Source organism: Marinobacter sp. KM021 (assembly GCF_050707965.1).
GTDB classification, from domain to species: domain Bacteria; phylum Pseudomonadota; class Gammaproteobacteria; order Pseudomonadales; family Oleiphilaceae; genus Marinobacter; species Marinobacter shengliensis.
Genome location: NZ_CP136129.1, coordinates 1,395,427 through 1,413,508 on the forward strand (window position 1 = coordinate 1,395,427; position 18,082 = coordinate 1,413,508).

General features: G+C 60.5%; 16 protein-coding genes and 1 pseudogene. 8 read left to right on the top strand and 9 right to left on the bottom strand.

The genetic code is table 11. The features are described 5' to 3' along the window. Genes RVM24_RS06545 through RVM24_RS06555 form a run of 3 tightly spaced genes read left to right on the top strand, consistent with a single transcriptional unit; the run spans position 1 to position 3,277 of the window. Entirely contained in the window at positions 1-1,398 is a 1,398-nt protein-coding gene (locus RVM24_RS06545; RefSeq protein ID WP_106763536.1) for an integrating conjugative element protein, read from the top strand. Continuing rightward, positions 1,395-1,742, top strand: coding sequence for a hypothetical protein (locus RVM24_RS06550; protein ID WP_106763539.1), 348 nt, complete (start codon positions 1,395-1,397; stop codon positions 1,740-1,742). Before RVM24_RS06545 ends, RVM24_RS06550 begins: the two co-directional genes overlap by 4 nt. Before the next feature lie 14 nt (positions 1,743-1,756). Continuing rightward, positions 1,757-3,277: a conjugal transfer protein TraG N-terminal domain-containing protein gene (locus RVM24_RS06555; RefSeq protein WP_431475146.1), complete on the top strand. Its 1,521-nt coding sequence runs from the start codon at positions 1,757-1,759 to the stop codon at positions 3,275-3,277. Positions 3,278-3,286: 9 nt separating this feature from the next. Here the strand turns inward: RVM24_RS06555 and RVM24_RS06560 are convergent, their stop codons facing one another. Beyond that, a complete protein-coding gene (locus RVM24_RS06560; RefSeq protein WP_106763544.1) occupies positions 3,287-3,652 on the bottom strand; it encodes a DUF3742 family protein in 366 nt (121 codons plus the stop codon). A gap of 216 nt (positions 3,653-3,868) precedes the next feature. Between RVM24_RS06560 and RVM24_RS06565 the strand changes: the two genes are divergently transcribed. The 3 genes from RVM24_RS06565 (at position 3,869) to mobH (ending at position 7,609) form a co-directional block, all read left to right on the top strand. Then, a complete protein-coding gene (locus RVM24_RS06565; protein ID WP_106763547.1) occupies positions 3,869-4,627 on the top strand; it encodes a type IV toxin-antitoxin system AbiEi family antitoxin domain-containing protein in 759 nt (252 codons plus the stop codon). Continuing rightward, positions 4,620-5,552, top strand: a complete 933-nt coding sequence (locus tag RVM24_RS06570; RefSeq protein WP_106763550.1) for a nucleotidyl transferase AbiEii/AbiGii toxin family protein — start codon at positions 4,620-4,622, stop codon at positions 5,550-5,552. The genes RVM24_RS06565 and RVM24_RS06570 overlap by 8 nt, the downstream gene beginning before the upstream one ends. Before the next feature lie 200 nt (positions 5,553-5,752). Continuing rightward, positions 5,753-7,609, top strand: a complete 1,857-nt coding sequence (gene mobH / locus RVM24_RS06575) for a MobH family relaxase (RefSeq protein WP_106763553.1) — start codon at positions 5,753-5,755, stop codon at positions 7,607-7,609. A gap of 218 nt (positions 7,610-7,827) precedes the next feature. Here the strand turns inward: mobH and RVM24_RS06580 are convergent, their stop codons facing one another. Together RVM24_RS06580 and copM are read right to left on the bottom strand one after the other, a co-directional pair. Continuing rightward, positions 7,828-8,085 carry a glutaredoxin family protein gene (locus tag RVM24_RS06580; RefSeq protein ID WP_106763555.1) on the bottom strand — a complete coding sequence of 86 codons (258 nt, stop codon included), beginning with the start codon at positions 8,083-8,085 and terminating at the stop codon, positions 7,828-7,830. Positions 8,086-8,095: 10 nt separating this feature from the next. Continuing rightward, positions 8,096-8,797: a CopM family metallochaperone gene (copM, locus tag RVM24_RS06585; RefSeq protein WP_106763558.1), complete on the bottom strand. Its 702-nt coding sequence runs from the start codon at positions 8,795-8,797 to the stop codon at positions 8,096-8,098. Positions 8,798-8,847: 50 nt separating this feature from the next. On the opposite strand from copM, the gene RVM24_RS06590 reads away from it, so the two are divergent. Then, positions 8,848-8,976: a hypothetical protein gene (locus RVM24_RS06590; RefSeq protein ID WP_272999150.1), complete on the top strand. Its 129-nt coding sequence runs from the start codon at positions 8,848-8,850 to the stop codon at positions 8,974-8,976. Between the two features lie 45 nt (positions 8,977-9,021). On the opposite strand, the gene RVM24_RS06595 is transcribed toward RVM24_RS06590, so the two are convergent. The 5 genes and pseudogenes from RVM24_RS06595 to RVM24_RS06615 form a co-directional block, all read right to left on the bottom strand. Continuing rightward, positions 9,022-10,218 (bottom strand): MFS transporter, encoded by a 1,197-nt coding sequence (locus tag RVM24_RS06595; protein WP_106763560.1) that lies wholly within the window; start codon positions 10,216-10,218, stop codon positions 9,022-9,024. A 77-nt stretch (positions 10,219-10,295) separates the two neighbouring features. Next, positions 10,296-10,670, bottom strand: coding sequence for a MerR family transcriptional regulator (locus RVM24_RS06600; protein WP_106763563.1), 375 nt, complete (start codon positions 10,668-10,670; stop codon positions 10,296-10,298). Beyond that, a complete protein-coding gene (locus RVM24_RS06605; RefSeq protein ID WP_106763566.1) occupies positions 10,667-12,172 on the bottom strand; it encodes an efflux transporter outer membrane subunit in 1,506 nt (501 codons plus the stop codon). Before RVM24_RS06605 ends, RVM24_RS06600 begins: the two co-directional genes overlap by 4 nt. Before the next feature lie 16 nt (positions 12,173-12,188). After that, positions 12,189-14,021, bottom strand: a pseudogene (locus tag RVM24_RS06610) (efflux RND transporter permease subunit); the annotation flags it as partial. A 38-nt stretch (positions 14,022-14,059) separates the two neighbouring features. Further along, complete coding sequence (locus tag RVM24_RS06615) at positions 14,060-16,780, bottom strand: Tn3 family transposase (protein ID WP_431475394.1); 2,721 nt, start codon at positions 16,778-16,780, stop codon at positions 14,060-14,062. Between the two features lie 12 nt (positions 16,781-16,792). Between RVM24_RS06615 and RVM24_RS06620 the strand changes: the two genes are divergently transcribed. Next, positions 16,793-17,731 (top strand): site-specific integrase, encoded by a 939-nt coding sequence (locus RVM24_RS06620; RefSeq protein WP_228247770.1) that lies wholly within the window; start codon positions 16,793-16,795, stop codon positions 17,729-17,731. Between the two features lie 16 nt (positions 17,732-17,747). Here the strand turns inward: RVM24_RS06620 and RVM24_RS06625 are convergent, their stop codons facing one another. Next, positions 17,748-18,074 (bottom strand): YnfA family protein, encoded by a 327-nt coding sequence (locus tag RVM24_RS06625; protein ID WP_020743634.1) that lies wholly within the window; start codon positions 18,072-18,074, stop codon positions 17,748-17,750. Between the last annotated feature and the right edge of the window lie 8 nt (positions 18,075-18,082).

The window sequence follows — 18,082 nt, forward strand, 5'->3', positions numbered from 1 at the left end:
ATGAAGCATTCCGAGCTGACGACGCCGCACGACCGCCCCTCACGTCTCTGGCGGCCTGGCGCGCTGGCCTGCGCACTGGCCGTTGCCAGCGGGCTGGCGCTCGCCCAGAGCGGCGGCTTCCAGACCAGCGGCAGCGTGATCGGCGACGAGGTCATGTACTCGATCGGCGGTGGCAACGCCGTCTCGATGAGCGGTGCGGCCGGCATGCGCTCCCTCGGTGTCGGGGTTGGGTGGAACAGCAATCTGGTGTGCGGCGACATGAGCATCAGCACCACGATCCAGAACCAGCTCAACGGCCTGACGAATGGGTTTCAGAACATCATGAGCAACGTGATCCAGAGCGCGACCAGCGCCGTGGCGTCGCTCCCCGCGCTGATCATCCAGAGAGCGGACCCCGGCCTCTACAACCTGCTGACCAATGGTGTGCTCCAGGCAAGGCTGGATTTCGATCGCTCCAAGTTGACCTGCCGGTCGATGGCCGAACGCATGGCGGACATGGCCGGTGGCCAGTTGGGCTGGAGCCAGATGGCCGAAGGCATGGCGCTGCGTGATGCCGTGTCGAGCACGGATGCGGTGTCAGCCGTCGAGCAGGCCGAGACGCGCCGGGGCAATGACGGTGTGCCGTGGGTCGGCGGCAGTAACGCCGGCGGCGCCGGTCAGCCGTCGATCAAGGTGATGGGCGACGTGACGCGCGCGGGCTACAACCTTGTGAACGGGCGCAACGCGACCGATACGTCGGCCATCGATCCGGCGAGCTGCAACAGCCTGGCCTGCCAGACTTGGGCCTCACCGCAGCAAGCGGTCGAATGGGCCACGCGGGTGCTGGGCGAACAGGAGCAACGTACCTGCGACGCCTGCACAAAGACTGAGACGATTCCCGGCGTGGGCCTGCCCCCCCTCATTCAGGAGGAGTACGACGCCAAGCTGCAAACGCTGCAGGAGTTGATCAGCGGTGCGCGCAACACCACCTTCGAGAACCTTGCCGAGGCAGGCAGCGTGTCGTTGCCGATTACCCGCGGCGTCATCGAGGCGCTGCGCGATGAGCCGGATCAGCACGTGCTGGCGCAACGCCTGGCTTCGGAAGTGGCCCTGGCGTCGGTGCTGGAGAAGGCTCTGCTGCTGCAGCGCACCTTGCTGACCGGGCGCAAGGAGCCGAACGTCGCCGCCAACCAGTTGGCGACCGCCGCCGTCGACCAGGAAAGCGACTCGCTGGATCGGGAGATCTCCAACCTCAAGACCGAACTCGAACTGCGCCGCACGCTTGCCAACAACTCGCCGATGGCGATCATCCAGCGCCATGGAACCAGGGCCGCGGGCTCCCGGGGTATCTACGAAGGTGACCCCGTGCCGGATCGCCTCGACCAGTTGCAGCGGGCCAATCCGGGGAGCACGCCATGAACCTGACCTGGGGGCCGCGCTGGCTGCTCATCCGCAGGGTGGCGAAGGTGCTGCTGTGGGCGATGCTGCTGCTCGCGGCAGCCGTGCTCATCAACATCGTGGGCATCCACTTCCTCGGCAGCGTAGTCGGCTGGGAGCGCTGGCTCGTCGAGACCTCCGGTTTCTTCCTGCTGTGGCGGCTGTGCCTGTACGGGGCGACGGTCTGCGGCTGGGTCTGGATGCGTCGGCGTCTGCTGGCGCGTGAATCCGGCATGGAAGCCAGGCGTCGCCTCCTGCGCGCCGAAGTCGCCGGCGTGGTGGGAATCGTCGCGCTCGAGGCCAGCCTGCTGATGCAGGCGACGTAGCGGGAGGATGGCACATGACGCTGTTCACCACGGACTACCTGGAGTACTACCTGACCCTGCTGAGCTGGGTCATCCACAACGGAATTTGGGCGGTGCTCGTTTCCAGCGGTGTGTTCGCCATACCCTTCGTGGCGATCATCATCCAGGAATGGCTGCGCGCGCGAGCCGAAGGTGCGGACGAAGGAAATAAAGGCGCGCTGTCCTCGCTGCGCATCGAGAACCGTGTCTGGGTGGCGATCGTCGTGGTGATGTTCGCGGGCATCCCCTTCATCGACGTTGACCTCAACACCATCAAGTACGACCAGGCGCGCTCGGCGCAATGCCAGGTGAGCGTGCCCGAACCTGGAGAGACCGGCTGGTCGCAGTCGTTCAGCACGCTCAACAACCAGAGCGCACGCGTGCCGGTGTGGTGGGCGTTCATGCACGCGCTGTCGCGCGCGATCACCGGGGCCTCGGTTGCTGCCATCCCATGTGGAACCGACCTGCGGCAGATCCGTATGGAGATCAATGCCACACGCATCGACGACCCGGTTTTGGCGCAGGAAGTCGCCGATTTCACCCACGACTGCTACGGCCCGGCGCGCGCCAAGTTGTTTATGAACCGTCCGAATCTCGATGAAGCACAGATGCACGACGTCACCTGGATCGGCTCGCGGTTCTACCTCGACAACGCCGGCTACTACGACACCTACCGCGCAAGGGCGCCGCGCGATGGATGGGCCTACGACAGCAACCGGGATGCCGGCCTGGCGCAGGTGCCGAGCGGTGCCGGCTATCCGACCTGCCGCCAGTGGTGGAACGACAGCGGCAACGGCCTGCGCGCACGTCTGCTGGATCAGGTCGATCCCAGCCTGCTCAACCGTCTGGCCGGCTGGGCCGGTTTCCTGAGCCGCACCGAAGTGGATGACTCGGTGATCCGCACCATTGCCTCACCGCGCCAGCAGAAACTCAACCAGGGCAGCGTCTACACGGATTACGGCGGGCAAATCGACAAAACGCTGCCCAACGTCATCAACCGCGCCGCCAGCGATGTCGGGATGGCGGTTGGCGGGCTTGCCTATTTCCCGGCGATGGACGTCGTGCGCCAGGCCCTGCCCATGGTGCTGTCGTTCCTGAAAATGGCGTTGGTGATCTGCATCCCGATCGTCTTGCTGATCGGCACCTACGACCTGAAGACCGTTATCACGCTCACCGTCGTCCAGTTTGCATTGTTCTTCACCGACTTTTGGCTGCAACTGGCTCGCTGGATCGACAGCACGATCCTCGATGCACTCTACGGTTGGGGGTTCGGATGGAACCGCCCGCATACCAACTTCGATCCCCTGATCGGGTTGAACAACACATTCGGCGACATGCTGCTCAATTTCGTCATGGGAGCCATGTTCCTGGTACTGCCTGGATTCTGGATCGCGTCGCTGGGATGGGTCGGCTTTCGCGCAGGTCAGGCCATTCAAGGTATGACCGAAGGCACGAAGGGAGGTGCGCAGGCTGGCGGTAAAGGCGCCGGAGCCATGTCAGGTGGGAAGCTCAAGTAGAGCCGAACCTCAATCGTCCTTGTAATCGACGTGGGTGTGGTCGTTGTAGAGGTTCGGGTCGTATCCCGGCGTGTTGCGAAGCTCGTCCATATCGGTGAAAGGCCAGGCGTCTTCGTCCGGGGAGTTTGCCGCCGAGGCCCAGGCAGCCGCGGTGACGAACACCAGCAGCAGCGCAAGCCAGAAGGCCGCATAGAGCAGCACCCCCAGCACGGCGAGCTTGACGATCCACACCAGCGCGGTCGCGGCGCCGCTCGGCACGCCGACGGAGGCCAGCCACGCGACCGCCCGCCGTTCGCGACGCACGTAGCCCCGCCAGCCACGGCCGAGCCAGCGGCCGAAGCGTTCTGCGGTACTGCTACGGGGTCTAGTGTTCATGATCGTCACCTGCTTGTCTGCGTTACATGGTTGCTCCAGTGTGCGCCGGTGGCCACCACGGTGCGGCCAGCAATGCGGCATGTCTGCTGCGGGATTTCGGCCATCCGAGGCCATCCATGATTAGATTTATACACCAAATTCAATCATGAGGCTAATTTTCAAGCATTGTTCTGTTTCTGAGTGGTGATTGATTAGATTGTGACGTATATTTAGCCTATGAGTGTAAATACGCGGCATCAAGTAATCAAGCGGCTGCTGACGGAGCTTCCTCGTGGAGCCCCGTTCGACCTCGCCATGCTCGAATCCTACGGCGTGTCGCCCCAACTGGCCGCCCGCTACGCGGAAAGCGGCTGGTTGGTGCGTCTGGCGCATGGCGTCTATGCCTTCCCGAATGACGACTTCGACGTCAGCGGCGCCCTGCGGTTCCTGCAGGAGAGGGTCGCCGGCCTGCATGTGGGGGGCAAGAGCGCCTTGGCACTGCAGGGGGTACGGCACAACCTGGCTTCCCGGGAGACCTTGGTGCTCTGGGGTGACGCCCGCTTTGCGCTGCCAGCCTGGTTCACCCAGCGGTTCCCGGCGCGGTACGTCAACGCCAAGCTGTTCGACTGGCCCGACGATACGCTCCCCGGCAAGACCCTGCACACGCCGCCGGGGCAGGCAGCAGGCCTGCGGGTGGCGGTGCCGGAGCGCGCGGTTCTGGAGTTGCTCTACGAGACCGGCCCGCGGGAAAGCCTCGAAGAGGCCCGTAATCTGTTCGACGGCCTGCGATCGCCACGCAAGGATGTACTCGGACGCCTGCTGGCCTGCTGTACCAGCGTCAAGGCCGTGCGCCTGTTCCTGACCTGGGCTCGGGAAACTGGCGTCGTCGACGTCGATGCGCTGCTGGAGCAGTACCCGGTACGTACCGGCAGCAACAAGCGCTGGATGAGCCGCCTCGATGACGGCACCTTGCTGAGCCTGAACCCGCATGGATAAACACTACGCCGACACCGTTCGCCTGTTGCTGAACATCGCTCCCGACGTGTTCGACAACGACATCTTCGCCATGAAGGGCGGCACCGCCATCAACCTGTTCCTGCGGGACATGCCCCGCCTGTCCGTGGACATCGACGTGGTCTACCTGCCTTGGCAGACGCCGCGAGACGAGGCCTTGCAGGCCATCAACCAGGAGCTGGCCGCCATCGCGCAGCGCGTCGAACCCCTCGGCGTGCAGACACGCCTGATCCGCAGCAAGGATCTCGGGGATACCAAGCTGATCGCGGAGAACGAGAGCAGCCAGGTGAAGGTCGAGGTCAATGTGGTGTTTCGCGGCACCGTGCTACCCGCCACACGCAGTCCGCTGAGCGCTCGCACCAGCGATCTGTTCGGCGTCGAGTTCGATGTGCCGACCCTGGTTCCGGACGAGCTTTATGCCAGCAAGCTGGTCGCCGCCCTGGATCGCCAGCACCCTCGGGATCTGTTCGACGTCTGGCAGTTGTTCGAGAGCGGTGGCCTGACCGATGCGATGGTCGAGTGTTTCGTGGTCTATCTGGCGGGACACAACCGACCGACCCACGAAGTGCTGTTCGGCAACGACAAGGACATCACCGGCGAGTATGAGCGCGCCTTCGTCGGCATGACCGAGGTGGCTTGTCCGCTGGACGTCCTGCTCGATACCCGTGCCCGGCTCCGCCATGAGCTACCGAGACGACTCAGCGATGCCCACCGGCAGTTCCTGAGCGGGCTGACCCGCGCGCAACCCGACTGGTCACTGCTGCAATGCCCGCATGCCGACCAGTTGCCCGCACTGCGCTGGAAGTTCGCCAACCTGAGCACATTCCAGAAGCGCCGCCCGAAAGACTTCATCGCGCAGGCCGATGCTCTTGACGCCGGCCTGGCCGTAACCGCCTCCGGCGGCTGAGCCACCTCACCTGGCTCCACCTGGAAAAGGGGACTGCCCCAACATCCGTTTCTTTGTCGTCTGGCACCTGGTTACCGCCTATATGTAAAGGCTTTGAACAAGGGTCAAGGGCGGAAAGGGCAAGGGAATGGGGCGCAAGGGGAAAGGCCCTATCTGGAAAAGGAAAAGGCCCTGTCCCGCTCTCATTTCAGGTCACGGCGATGCTCGCTCTGTTCCAACGAAAACGGCCGCCATTGCCGGAGCCGGCACCGGCGACACCACCGAAAGGGCTGACGCGGCCGGAATCGGCCGCGTCCTTGCTGGCGACGCCGCGTCGGCGAAAGCTGATGGAGCACATCTGGCAGCGCACCTCGCTTTCGCGCAAGCAGTTCACCTCCCTGTACCGTGTGCCACTGGAGCGCTATGCCGAACTGGTGCAGATGTTCCCGGCGTCGGAAAGCCACCACCATGCTTACCTCGGCGGCATGCTCGACCATGGGCTGGAGATCGTCGCCTTCGCGCTCAAGCTGCGGCAATCGCATCTGCTGCCGGCTGGCGCAACACCGGAAGACCAGGCCGCCCAGGCCGAGGCCTGGACGGCGGCCACGGCCTATGCTGCGTTACTCCACGACATCGGCAAGATCGCGGTAGATCTCCACGTCGAGTACGAGGACGGCCGCGTCTGGCACCCCTGGCACGGGCCGCTGCTGCACCCCTATCGCTTCCGCTACAGGGACGACCGAGAGTATCGCCTGCATGGCGCAGCCACCGGCTTGCTCTACCATCAGTTACTCGATGCCGGCATCCTCGACTGGCTCAGCAGCTACCCAGCGCTATGGGCACCGCTGCTCTATGTGCTGGCCGGTCAGTATGAGCATGCGGGCGTGCTGGGCGAGCTCGTCGTTCAGGCGGATCGTGCATCCGTGGCTCAGGAGCTGGGGGGCGATCCCAGCCGCGCCATGGCCGCGCCCAAGCATGCCCTGCAGCGCAAGCTCATCGATGGACTTCGGTATTTGCTGAAGGAGGAGTTGAAGCTGAACCAGCCCCAGGCATCGGACGGCTGGCTGACACAGGATGCCTTGTGGCTGGTGAGCAAGACCGTCTCGGACAAGCTGCGCGCACATCTACTGTCACAAGGCATCGATGGCATCCCCTCGAACAACACGGCCGTCTTCAACGTGTTGCAGGATCACGGCATGCTGCAGCCGGCCCCGGACGGCAAGGCCATTTGGCGTGCCACGGTCAACAGCGAGGCTGGCTGGTCGCACAGTTTTACGCTGCTACGGATGTCACCAGCATTGATCTGGCAGCCGGATGAGCGTCCCGCTCCCTTCGCCGGAACGGTGACGGTGGAAGCGACTTCTGAAACGGGAACCGCCGAACAGCCCGCAGGCAGTTCGGATGAAGCCACCGGCAGCATCGAAACCTGTGCCGACAACATGGCTCTTGCTGCCGGACAGTCGCCTCCCACACCTGCGTCAGCCAACACGACTTTGCCCCAGCCGGAAGGGGAACCTCCTGCGGACGCGGTGGACGATCTGTTGTCCCTGTTCGGACAACCCGCTCAGGAGACCGGCGTAGAGCCCGAGCCCGCTGCTCAGCGCAACAGTGGCCCGCCGACAACTTCTGCCGAGCTGCCCACGAATACCGAAATCAGGCCACCAAAGAACTTGCCTGAAGCTCCTGACTGCGCGGTGCCATCCGGCGAGCACTTCATCGTCTGGCTCCGCCAAGGCATCCAGTCCCGTCGCCTCATCATCAACGATGCGAAAGCACTCGTGCATACCGTGGCGGATACGGTTTATCTGGTCAGCCCTGGCCTGTTTCAGCGCTACGCCCAGGAGCATCCCAGCATCTCGGCGCTCGCCAAGCAGGACAAGGTGCAGGACTGGCAATGGATACAGAAGCGCTTTGAAAAACTCGGACTTCACAGGAAACAGCCGTCGGGTTTGAATATCTGGACATGCGAAGTCATGGGGCCGCGAAAATCCCGTCGATTGCATGGCTACTTGCTCGAAGATCCGTCGCACATATTTGATACCGTTCCCCCGAACAATCCATACCTGTCGCTCAAATAGCAGCCTTCCGAGGAAGAGCCAGAGAGGTAGTTGAAGATGCTGATCGCCTGAGGTTTCTTCTCGTGATGTCAACGACGGGGGGGGGGGCGAAAGCGCGGAGCGTTCTCGGCTGAAGAATGATCCACGGTCGTTCCGGCGTGTCCGCAACAGCGCTTACAGGGTCCGACCGGAGTCCGAGCCGGCGGCTCCGCCCGTGACCACGGTCGTCCTTCAGCGGCTCACTGAAGGCCAAGCGCCTTCATCAACCCCGGTTTCTGGCTCGCGAAGGTGCCATAGAAGACCTCGTTGCCGATGATCGTGATCGGGGCCACGCGCACGCCGGTTCGTGACTTGGCCTCCGCGGAAATCTTCGGGTCGGTCAGGTCGCGCTCTTCAAACGCGATGCCCTGCTGGGACAACCACTCCTTTAGCGCCCGGCAGTCCGGGCAAGTTGGAGTGCTATAGATGAGGATGCGCGGGGTGTTGGCTTGGTTCATGGTCGTGCCTTCACTTGCCCCGAGCGACAAGCCAACTCTTCATCATGGCGATCTCGCCTTCCTGCGCGGAGATGACCTCCTGAGCCAACTTGCGGACCTCCGGATCCTTGCCGTACTGCAACACCACCTTGGCCATGTCGATCGCGCCCTGGTGGTGCGGGATCATGCCGCGCATGAAGTCCACATCGGCATCGCCGCTGAAATCAATCATCATGTCCGCGTGCATGCGGTCGTTGCCGGCACGGTAGGCGGCCGTCGAGGCATCGCCCGAGCTGCCGGCCGCCGCCTGCTGGCCGTTTTCGCCCAGCCACTTGTTCATCATGGCGATCTCGCCTTCCTGCACGGTGATGACCTCCTGGGCCAGCTTGTGAACCTCCGGGTCCTTGCCGTACTGCAGCGCCACCTTGGCCATGTCGATCGCGCCCTGGTGGTGCGGGATCATGCCACGCATGAAATCGACGTCGGCGTTGCCAGTGAACTGCGCTCCCATCCCGGCGTGCATCTGGTCGTTCACGGCGCGATACGCGGTCGTGGAAGGACTGTCATTGGCCGAGGCGCTGGAGGGCATCGCGTGCCCTTGGTGACCTCCGCCCGCACTGGCCTGCATCGCTTCACCCGACGGGACGACCACCTTCTTCTGGACGGCCATCAGGCCGACGGCGACCACGACGGCGCCCGCAATGAACAACAGGCTGAACTTGTTGACTCTCATGAAAAGCTCCTTGAATGAGGTTGATGGAGTCACTGTAGGGCTTCCCATTGTTGGAAGGTCAAGCCCCTCATTTCGCCGTTGATGCCGATGAAGACCCTCGGCGCAAGATCCAGTCCTTCACTTCCACCGCCTACGACGACGCGCTGTCGAAGCTGCAGCGGTGGAAGCAGGTGATCTAGCGCCTGAGGCGGCCGCTAGACGGAACGCCTCTCGCATCGGCCCGATCAGCCCGGACTTGGTCGCACCGGCTCTCGCGCGGCCTGCCACAGCAGCGGCACCAAGATCAACGCCAGGGCCGGGAAGATCATCCAGTTGACCGCCTGCCAGCCCGAGCTGTGCAGGATCGAGCCCGCGAGGAACGACACGGCGGCTGTGGCAGCGAAAACGAAGAAGTCGTTCATGCCCTGCGCCTTGCTGCGCTCGGCCGGAGTGTGGCAGTCGGTGACCATCGCCGTCGCGCCGATGAAACTGAAATTCCAGCCGATGCCCAGCAGCGCCAGCGAGCCCCAGAAGTGGGGCAGGCCGAGCCCGCCCAGGGCCACCACCCCGGAGGCGGCGAGCAGTACCATGCCGACGGCGGTCACGCGCTCCTTGCCGTAGCGCACCATCAGTCGTCCGGTGAAGAAGCTCGGCCCGAACATCGCCAGCAGGTGCCACTGGATGCCCAGGGCGGCGTTGTCCACCGAATGTCCATGGTTGACCATCGCTACAGGTGCGGCCGTCATCACGAACGCCATCACCCCATAGGACACCACGCCCGCAGCCACCGCCAGCAGATAGCGCGGCATCGCCAAGAGCTGCAGCACCGTCCGACCGCTATCGGCGACTGCTTCGGCCTGGGTCTGGCGCGGCGTGCGCAACATCAGCAGGATCGGCAAGGCGATCAGCGGCAGCAGCGCCTGGCTGAGGAAGCTGCCGACGTAGGGCGTGCCCGCTACCGCGTCGCGTGTGAAGATCACCAACTGCGGCCCGATGATGGCGCCCGCGAGGCCGCCCACCATGACCCAGGAAATGGCCTTGGCCTTGAGCGTGTCCTCGGCGGTGTCGGCGGCTGCGAAGCGGTAGCTCTGCACATACGCGCCGTAGAAGCCGGCCAGGAAGGTGCCGGCGCAGAAGATCCAGAACGAAGCCAGCATGATGCCCAGCGCGGCGATCAGGCCCGAGGCTACGCCGAAGCCGACCCCGACCACGTACCCGTTACGGCGGCCATGGCGTCGCATGATGAACGCTGCGGGCAAGGTGCCGATGGCAAGACCCAGGCCAAACAGGCTCACGGGCAACGTGATCCAGGCCGAATCGTTGGCAAGCTGCTGGCCGACCAGCCCACCCAGCGACATCACGATGGGCGCGCTGGCGCCGCCGAGCGCCTGCGCGGCGGTGAGAACGCCGATGTTTCGGCGTGTGATGCTCTGGTCGGTCATGGCGTCTTTCTTATTCGTTTTCTGGCCGGAAATATTACACACATGAATATATATTCAGTTATACGACCATGCGATGCTCACGAGCCATCGAGAGCCGGTCCATCCTCGGAAGCCGCACCGTGCAAGGCCAATCCGAGCAGGTGCTCTTTCACCTGGATCAGTTGCTCCATGCGTTCCTCGACACAGGCGAGATGGCCTTGGACAGCCTGCCTTAGCAGTTCGGGTTCCAGGAACCCCTCATGTGCCCAACCCAGCAGACGGCGCACGTCATCCAAGCCGATGCCCGACGCACGGTAGTTGCGAATCAGGTGAAGCCGTTCGACATGCGCCGGGCCATAGCGCCGATAGTTGTTGCGTGACCGCTCCGGGGCTTGCAACAGGCCCTCCCGCTCGTAGAACCGAATGTTCTCCGGGGGGGTGCCCGTCAAGCGCGCAAGTTCGCCGATCCTCATCCCGGCGACTTGGTGGACTGCTTAACGCCGATACCCGACTGCACCGAGTGCTCAGTCCAGCCGCCGCCCAGCGCCTTGTAGAGGTTGATGAGGTTATTCAGCCGCGCCAGACGCGTGCGCACCAAAGTCTGCTGCGTGCCGTACAGCGTGCGCTGCGCGTCGAGCAAGGTGAGATTGTCATCCATGCCTTCCTTGAAGCGCTGTTCGGCCAATTCGTAGGCGCTCTGGCTGGCTGCCACCAATAGCTGCTCCGAGCGGATCTGATCATCGAGCGTGCGCTTGCCCGCCAGCCCATCGGCGACCTCGCTGAAGGCCACCTGGATGGCCTTTTCGTAGTTGGCGATCTCGATGCGCTTTTGCACCTGCGCCACGTCCAGATTGGCGCGCAACGCGCCGCCGCGGAAGATGGGCAGCGTGATCTGCGGCAGGAAGCTCCAGGCCCGCGAGCCCGAATCGAACAGGCCATCGAGCGAAGCGCTGGCCGTGCCTGCCGAACCCGTGAGGCTAATTGTCGGAAAGAAAGCGGCTCGCGCCGCGCCGATATTGGCGTTGGCACCAAGCAGCATCTGCTCGACGGCGCGGATATCCGGTCGGCGCACGAGCAACTCCGAAGGCAGTCCGCTCGGCAGGCTGGTTGGCACGATGCCATCAGGCAGCGTTGTGGCCGCATCCAGTTGCTGCGACAGTTCCGCCGTCAGCGGTTGGCCTAACAGCAATACCAGGGCATTGCGGTCGCTGGCTGCCTGTCGGGTATAAACCGCATGGTTGGCCTCGGCGGTACGCAGTGAAATCTCCGCGAGGCGCAGGTCGAGTTGCGTGGCGCTGCCTGCTTCCACCAATTGAGCCGTCAGTTCGTATGAGCGCTTCTGTGTGGCCAGGGTATCGCTGGTCAGAGTCAGTAGCGCCTGATCCGCGCGCAACGTGAGATAGGCGATGGCTACCTCGGATACCAGGCTCATCTGTGCGGCGACGCGGGTTTCATCGAGAGCCAGATAGGATGCCAAGGCTCGGTCGCTGAGGTTGCGGATGCGGCCCCATAGATCCAGTTCCCACGCTGTCGCCACCCCGGCCACGTCGTAGCGGCGGTTGATTTGGGTGGTTCCTGTGGGACTGATGTCAGCGGGCAGCCGTTCGGCCACACTGCCGCCGGCGGCGTCCAGGCTTGGCAGTAGATCGGCGCGCTGTATGCGATACATTGCGCGCGCCGCCTCCACGTTCAGGGCGGCCTTTTGCAGATCCCTGTTGCTCTCCAGCGAGAGCGCTATCAGCTGCTGCAACAGCGGGTCACGAAAGAAGTCGCGCCAGCCGATATCTGCCGCGAGCACCTGATCGGCGTCGGCTGGCGTGGCCTGTTCGTAGGCTGATCCCGTGGGATAGCTGGCAGCGATCGGCGCCTGGGGACGTTCGTACCTGGGCGACAGGGAGCAGCCTGCTAGGGCTACGGCCAGTGCAATGAGCGACAGTTTCTTCAATGCGCCTGGGACTTCAATAGATGTTTTCATAGTGTTCTCCAGACTTTCACGCATGCGTCTCGATCGCTGCTTGTTGCCCCTTGCGCTTCTCTTTGCGCAAAACGAGCTTGCGCACGACGACATAGAACACTGGCGTCAGCACCAAGCCAAATAGCGTCACCCCCAGCATGCCGGCGAACACGGCGACGCCCATGGCGTGACGCATTTCCGCACCGGCACCGGAGGCCAGCACCAGGGGAACCACGCCGGCGATAAAGGCGAGCGATGTCATCAGGATCGGACGCAGACGCAGGCGTGCAGCTTCGAGCACAGCCGCCAGCGGATCGACGCCGTCATCCTCCTTGGAGCGGGCGAACTCGACGATTAGGATGGCGTTCTTGGCGGCCAGCCCCACCAGCACCACGAATCCGATTTGCGTGAAGATGTTGTTGTCCCCCCCCGAGAGCCACACGCCCACGATGGCGGACAGCAATGCCATCGGTGCGATCAGCAGCACCGCGAACGGCAGCGACCAACTGTTGTACTGCGCAGCCAGGGCCAGGAAGGCCAGCAGCACAGCCAGCGGGAAGACGTACATTGCCGTGTTGCCCGCCGCCTTTTCCTGGTAGGTCAGGTCGGTCCATTCATAGGTCATGCCTGGCGGCAGCGTGTCGCGCACGATCTGCTCGATGGCGTCGGAGGCCTGACCCGATGAGTAGCCGGGTGCCGGGCCGCCGCTGATGTCAGCCGATGGAAAGCTGTTGTAGTGCATCACCCGATCCGGGCCAGAGTCGCGCTTGATCTGGATCAGAGTGCTCAACGGAATCATCTCCCCCGCTGCATTGCGCACCTGGAGCTGACCGATATCCTCTGCTTGCATACGAAACGGTGCATCGGCCTGCGCCATGACACGATAGGAACGCCCAAAGCGGTTGAAGTCGTTCACGTAAAGGGAGCCGAGGTTCACCTGTAGCGTCTCGAAGATGTCGGTGAGCGCTACGCCCTGTGTCTTGGCCTTCACACGGTCGATGTCTACCTGCAACTGAGGCGCATTGGTCTGAAAGCTGGCCAGCATATGGGCCAGCTCCGGCGTCTGCATCGCTTTGCCCATGATTTCGCCCTGAACTTGTGCCAGCATGTCGGAGCCCAGGTTGGCGCGATCCTGAATTTGCAGCTTGAAACCACCCATTGCCCCCAGGCCTGGTACGGGAGGAGGTGGGAAAACGCCCACGAAACCGTCTGGAATCTGGCTGAATTGACCCATCAGCCGACCCTGAACGGCGTACACCGACATGGACGAATCTTGGCGCTCCTCGAAAGGCTTGAGCATGACAAACATCAGCGCCGAGTTTGGTACGCTGACGGGGCCGTTCACCGACAAGCCAGGAAAGGCCACCACGGTCTCTACGCCAGGATCATCCATGGCAATCCGCGACATTTCCTTGACCACGGCCTCGGTACGATCCAGCGAGGCACCGGTGGGCAATTGGGCAATGCCGACAAGGTAGTATTTATCCTGTGCGGGAACAAAGCCGTTGGGAACTTGCGTGAATCCCACCCAAGTCAGGCCCACCAAGCCGACATAGAGCAGCAGGACAATGCCGCTAAAGCGTATGCTGCGTCGCACCATTCCAGTGTAGGCATCCGAGGATCTGTCGAAAAAGCGATTGAAGCCTCGGAACAGCCAGCCGAACATGCCGTCGATGACACGAGTCAGCCAGTCGCGGCGTGTTTTGTCATCATGAGGTTTGAGCAGCACGGCGGACAGCGCTGGCGACAACGTCAAAGCGTTGACCGTTGACAGGATGGACGAGATAGCAATCGTCAGCGCGAACTGCCGGTAGAACTCGCCTTGGAGTCCAGACAGGAAGACAGAGGGGATGAAGACCGCCGCCAGTAGAGGGTCGGCAACGATTCCTTAAATAAACAGCCACAAGATTAATTAATGATCAACCCGGTGTCTTTGTCTGGTATTGGGATTGGTATGTTAAACTCGATGTTGGGGACTTCCCGGTCCATATTCATTGAGTACGTTCCAAAACGATTGATATTGCCCCTGCGAAAAGGTGATGTCCCGGCAAGCACTTCGGGGTCAATCGGATAGCCCTCTTCTGCCAACTCCCCAAGCGCCTTTGTCATTGTCACCACGTTGTAAAGAATAATCATGTTGGCGACAAGATGATTATATTTGATGATTTTTTGCTGTTCGTGCCGAACGTTCTCCGCGATCAAGCCATCATTGCCAAACATCACCCACTGCAAGAAATCGTTAAATTCCTCACTTTTGCACGTCGCGGCCTGGATCATTTCCCTGATTTCAGCCTCCGCAATGTATTGCAGCAGGAAAACGGTCCGAACGACTCGACCGAGCTCTCGCAAAGCCAGGTAAAGCTTGTTTTTTCTGGAATAGGTTCCCAATCGTCGCAGAATGGTCGATGCGTTGATTCTTCCGGCTTTCACTGATAACGCAATGCGTAGCATATCGGGCAGACACGATTCGATCAGCTCCCACTTTATGGTGTCCTTGAACAAGGTATCGATATGCTTAAAGTGATCCTCTTTGCTGATCCGGTAGAGCTTCAGATGTTTAATGCCTCTAATCCTGGGCATCAGCTTGATGCCCAGCAGGTAAGCGAGCCCGAACACCGCTTCACTCTGGGATTGGGTATCTCCATGTATGGTATCGGGCTGAATGTCTGACTGATTTTTCAATAATCCATCGAGGATATACACGGCCTCATAAACACCACAGGGAATGAAGTGGCTGAATAACGCAATATAGGTATCAGACAAATGATAGTAGCCGAGGCCACCGGTACCCAAATACCGCAAATGGTGTTCACTCAAAAGATTTTGCTCGTAAAGATCCCATTTGGTGCCGTCGGCTGACGCCGTCTTGCCGGTACCCCAAATCTTCGGTAGGGAGAATCGATTGTAGGCATTGATGACCTTGGTAATGGCCTCATCGATCTTCTCCTCTGTCGAATGACGCAGGTTCAACCACGCAATCTGGCGACGGTTAATGCCCTCAATGGAACGGGAGGTTTGTGTGGGCCCCAGGTTGCAGCCGAAACAAAATAAGGTAACGATAAAGCGACGCTGATGATCGGTGAGTTTGGTTTCATGCCCCGATAATGGCTTGAAACCCTTGCTTAATCCCAGCCATTTTTCCATATCAATTAATACGTCGAGGATGCTGGTTTCCGACAGCCGGTCATCCAATGCACGATTGATTCTTTCCAGTGCGGCGGGAATGGGTTTGCGTTTAACGCGCTGAATGACCAACTCACCTTTTTCAATTCTGACCTGATCATTGCCCGGAAATTTTTTATCGGTTTCATTCGATGACTTTCTCAACCAACGTTTAAGTTCGGCAATAAGCGCTTTGGGGTCGGTAATGATGCCGGCCAGTTCACCGTACTCGGCGATCTGTTCGTGATACTCCTCCCAGCTCACCAACTGGTCTCTAAAATCGCCATATTTATCACTGCCCATGATCACCACGTCGCCAGACTTCAACTCCTGGGCCAGCGTTGTTAACAAGCAGAGTTCGAAATATTTTCGATGCACTTCCGTGTTGTTTCTGTTGCGGGTCGTTTTTCCAGTGACCAGTTTTAACCATTTATCGGGTATCCACGACAGATCAAGCGGCTCGCCCTTGGCATTCACGGCATCCAGAGTCGGCTTACGACTACGACGATGCCCCATGATTAAGGCCAGAGCATCGAGCGTCGATTGATCCTGAGTCGTCGATTGTAAATCCATGTGGGCAACGCAATCGAACAACAGAGCCCGCTTGCTCCGGTAGAGTGACAGCATAAAGGGCAGATAATTATTGTTGGCATAGGCCAACTGCTCGTCACAGCGCTTTTTAAGTTCGTCGGGTTCTCCCTGAAATGCCTGGGCAATCGCGTCGAGGCGCTCTATCTCGGTACCGGGAATCTGATACGCCTGGATAACATCCCGTAATGCCGCGATTAGAGCGTCAACCTGCTGAGTTTGTGAGAGCTGATGCTGTTTAAGGGCTTCATTGGCGTGATTGATCAGATTCTGGACGATACGGATAAAAATGTCGGCAATGTCATCAGAGGCTTTTCCTGTCTGGGCGCGAATGAAAAGTGCCGCCAAGGCATAGCGCTTATGCTCGGCCAACTCATTCATGTTGGCGACGTTGAGGGCTCTAGCTTCAATGACAAAGCGCTTGAGCTTGGGCGCGGGTAGCATCAGGTCTTTCGGCAGACAATCGTCAAAGGTTCTCAACCAGCGGAGGTGGTCTACAAACTCTTTCACGTTGCTGACCGTCGGCTTTCGTGGCTCCTGCTTGATGAGGTCCCAAAGGCTCTTGGATTGGCTCGTTTTCGTAGTGGGCGTCAGAACCTCTTGAATACGGGTTTTGGCGCTTTCAGACAGGTCATGGTATACAGCCTCGAACAACTCACGATTGACCTGTGCTCTCGCTGCTTTTGCCTCACGCACGAAGGTACCAAATGCTGGCAGTTCGTACCGGGCCTTTGCCATCGACTCCAGGCCCACGTTGATGATATCCGGGATCTCGTCTTTGGTGGTGGCCGCCTCACGCAAAGCAGACTTGAGAAACTCAAGAGTGGTGTCGCTAACCGGGGTAATACCCAGGAAGTCTCGGATCGACTTGAGGGCCAGGAATCCGAGTCATTGCGGCAATACCTCCAGGCAGCGACGTCCGACAACACGCGTAAAGCCTACCGTTCGGCCATTCGGCAATTTGAAAAATGGGGTGGTCGCCTGCCCACAGACCGGGATACTGTCGTCCGGTACCTGCTGGGCAGAGCCGAATCGCTCAACACCCGGACCCTGGATCTGCACCTGACCGCCATTAGCCAATGGCACCATTACCAAGGACTCATTGATCCGATAAGTGATCCGTTGGTCCGCAAAACCATGGAAGGCATCCGTCGCACTCATGGTCAGCCCAAGCGCAAAGCCAAGACACTGCGTCTGGAGCACATCGCCGAAATGGTGAATCACATGCGGCAACTCCCAGACAGCAAAAAAAAGCACCGGGACATTGCGCTGGTATTAACCGGCTTTTTTGGGGCTTTCCGCCGCAGCGAACTGGTTGCGATTCAAACCAGTGATGTGAATTGGGAGCCGGAAGGTCTGATCATTCGGTTGCCTCGCTCCAAAACCGATCAGCAATCAACGGGGTTGGTTCGTGCTTTACCTTTTGGGGCTGAAAGTTGTTGTCCGGCTACAGCGATCGAAGCATGGATTAGAGTAGCTGGTATCAATGAGGGCCCCCTCTTCAGGCCCATCAACCGCTGGGACCATGTTCAGGAAAGAGCGCTGAATCCAGGGGCGGTAAACGATCTTCTCAAAACCTTGGGCAAGGCCTGCCAGTTCGATTTTGCACCCGACTTAAGCAGTCATAGTTTTCGTCGCGGCCTCTCTACCTCGGCGGCACGGGAGCGCGTGGACTTTGAACTGATTAAAAAGCAAGGAGGCTGGAAAAGTGATGCTACCGTTTGGGAGTACATTGAGGAAGGACAGCAGTTCAATAATAACGCATCAATCATTCTGATGGAAAAAATGAGCTTGTTGCTGAACGCTGAATCCCTAAAAAAGGGAAAGTAAATCCGCAGGATCGAAATCATCTCGGCGCAAACATGATAATGCCCATCCCTAACAAGGTGATGGCCACGCCTACAAAATCCCACAGATGCGGGCGAATCCCATCCACACCCCACAACCACAGTATGGCCACCGAAACATAGACGCCGCCATAGGCCGCATAAACCCGGCCCGCTGCGGTTGGATGAAGAGACAGTAGCCAGGCAAACAGCGCTAGGCTGAACGCTGCCGGCAGCAAAACCCATGCGGATGCCGACTTCTTCAGCCAGAGGTATGGAAGATAACAGCCAACTATTTCCGCAATAGCAGTGATGATGAACAAACCGAGCGTGGAAAGTATGGACATACGAAGTT

Excerpts from the sequence above, each read along its gene's own strand:
- RVM24_RS06545 (WP_106763536.1), top strand. The coding sequence starts at position 1 with ATGAAGCATTCCGAGCTGACGACGCCGCACGACCGCCCCTCACGTCTC.
- RVM24_RS06550 (WP_106763539.1), top strand. The coding sequence starts at position 1,395 with ATGAACCTGACCTGGGGGCCGCGCTGGCTGCTCATCCGCAGGGTGGCG.
- RVM24_RS06555 (WP_431475146.1), top strand. The coding sequence starts at position 1,757 with ATGACGCTGTTCACCACGGACTACCTGGAGTACTACCTGACCCTGCTG.
- RVM24_RS06560 (WP_106763544.1), bottom strand. The coding sequence starts at position 3,652 with ATGAACACTAGACCCCGTAGCAGTACCGCAGAACGCTTCGGCCGCTGG.
- RVM24_RS06565 (WP_106763547.1), top strand. The coding sequence starts at position 3,869 with ATGAGTGTAAATACGCGGCATCAAGTAATCAAGCGGCTGCTGACGGAG.
- RVM24_RS06570 (WP_106763550.1), top strand. The coding sequence starts at position 4,620 with ATGGATAAACACTACGCCGACACCGTTCGCCTGTTGCTGAACATCGCT.
- mobH (WP_106763553.1), top strand. The coding sequence starts at position 5,753 with ATGCTCGCTCTGTTCCAACGAAAACGGCCGCCATTGCCGGAGCCGGCA.
- RVM24_RS06580 (WP_106763555.1), bottom strand. The coding sequence starts at position 8,085 with ATGAACCAAGCCAACACCCCGCGCATCCTCATCTATAGCACTCCAACT.
- copM (WP_106763558.1), bottom strand. The coding sequence starts at position 8,797 with ATGAGAGTCAACAAGTTCAGCCTGTTGTTCATTGCGGGCGCCGTCGTG.
- RVM24_RS06595 (WP_106763560.1), bottom strand. The coding sequence starts at position 10,218 with ATGACCGACCAGAGCATCACACGCCGAAACATCGGCGTTCTCACCGCC.
- RVM24_RS06600 (WP_106763563.1), bottom strand. The coding sequence starts at position 10,670 with ATGAGGATCGGCGAACTTGCGCGCTTGACGGGCACCCCCCCGGAGAAC.
- RVM24_RS06605 (WP_106763566.1), bottom strand. The coding sequence starts at position 12,172 with ATGAAAACATCTATTGAAGTCCCAGGCGCATTGAAGAAACTGTCGCTC.
- RVM24_RS06625 (WP_020743634.1), bottom strand. The coding sequence starts at position 18,074 with ATGTCCATACTTTCCACGCTCGGTTTGTTCATCATCACTGCTATTGCG.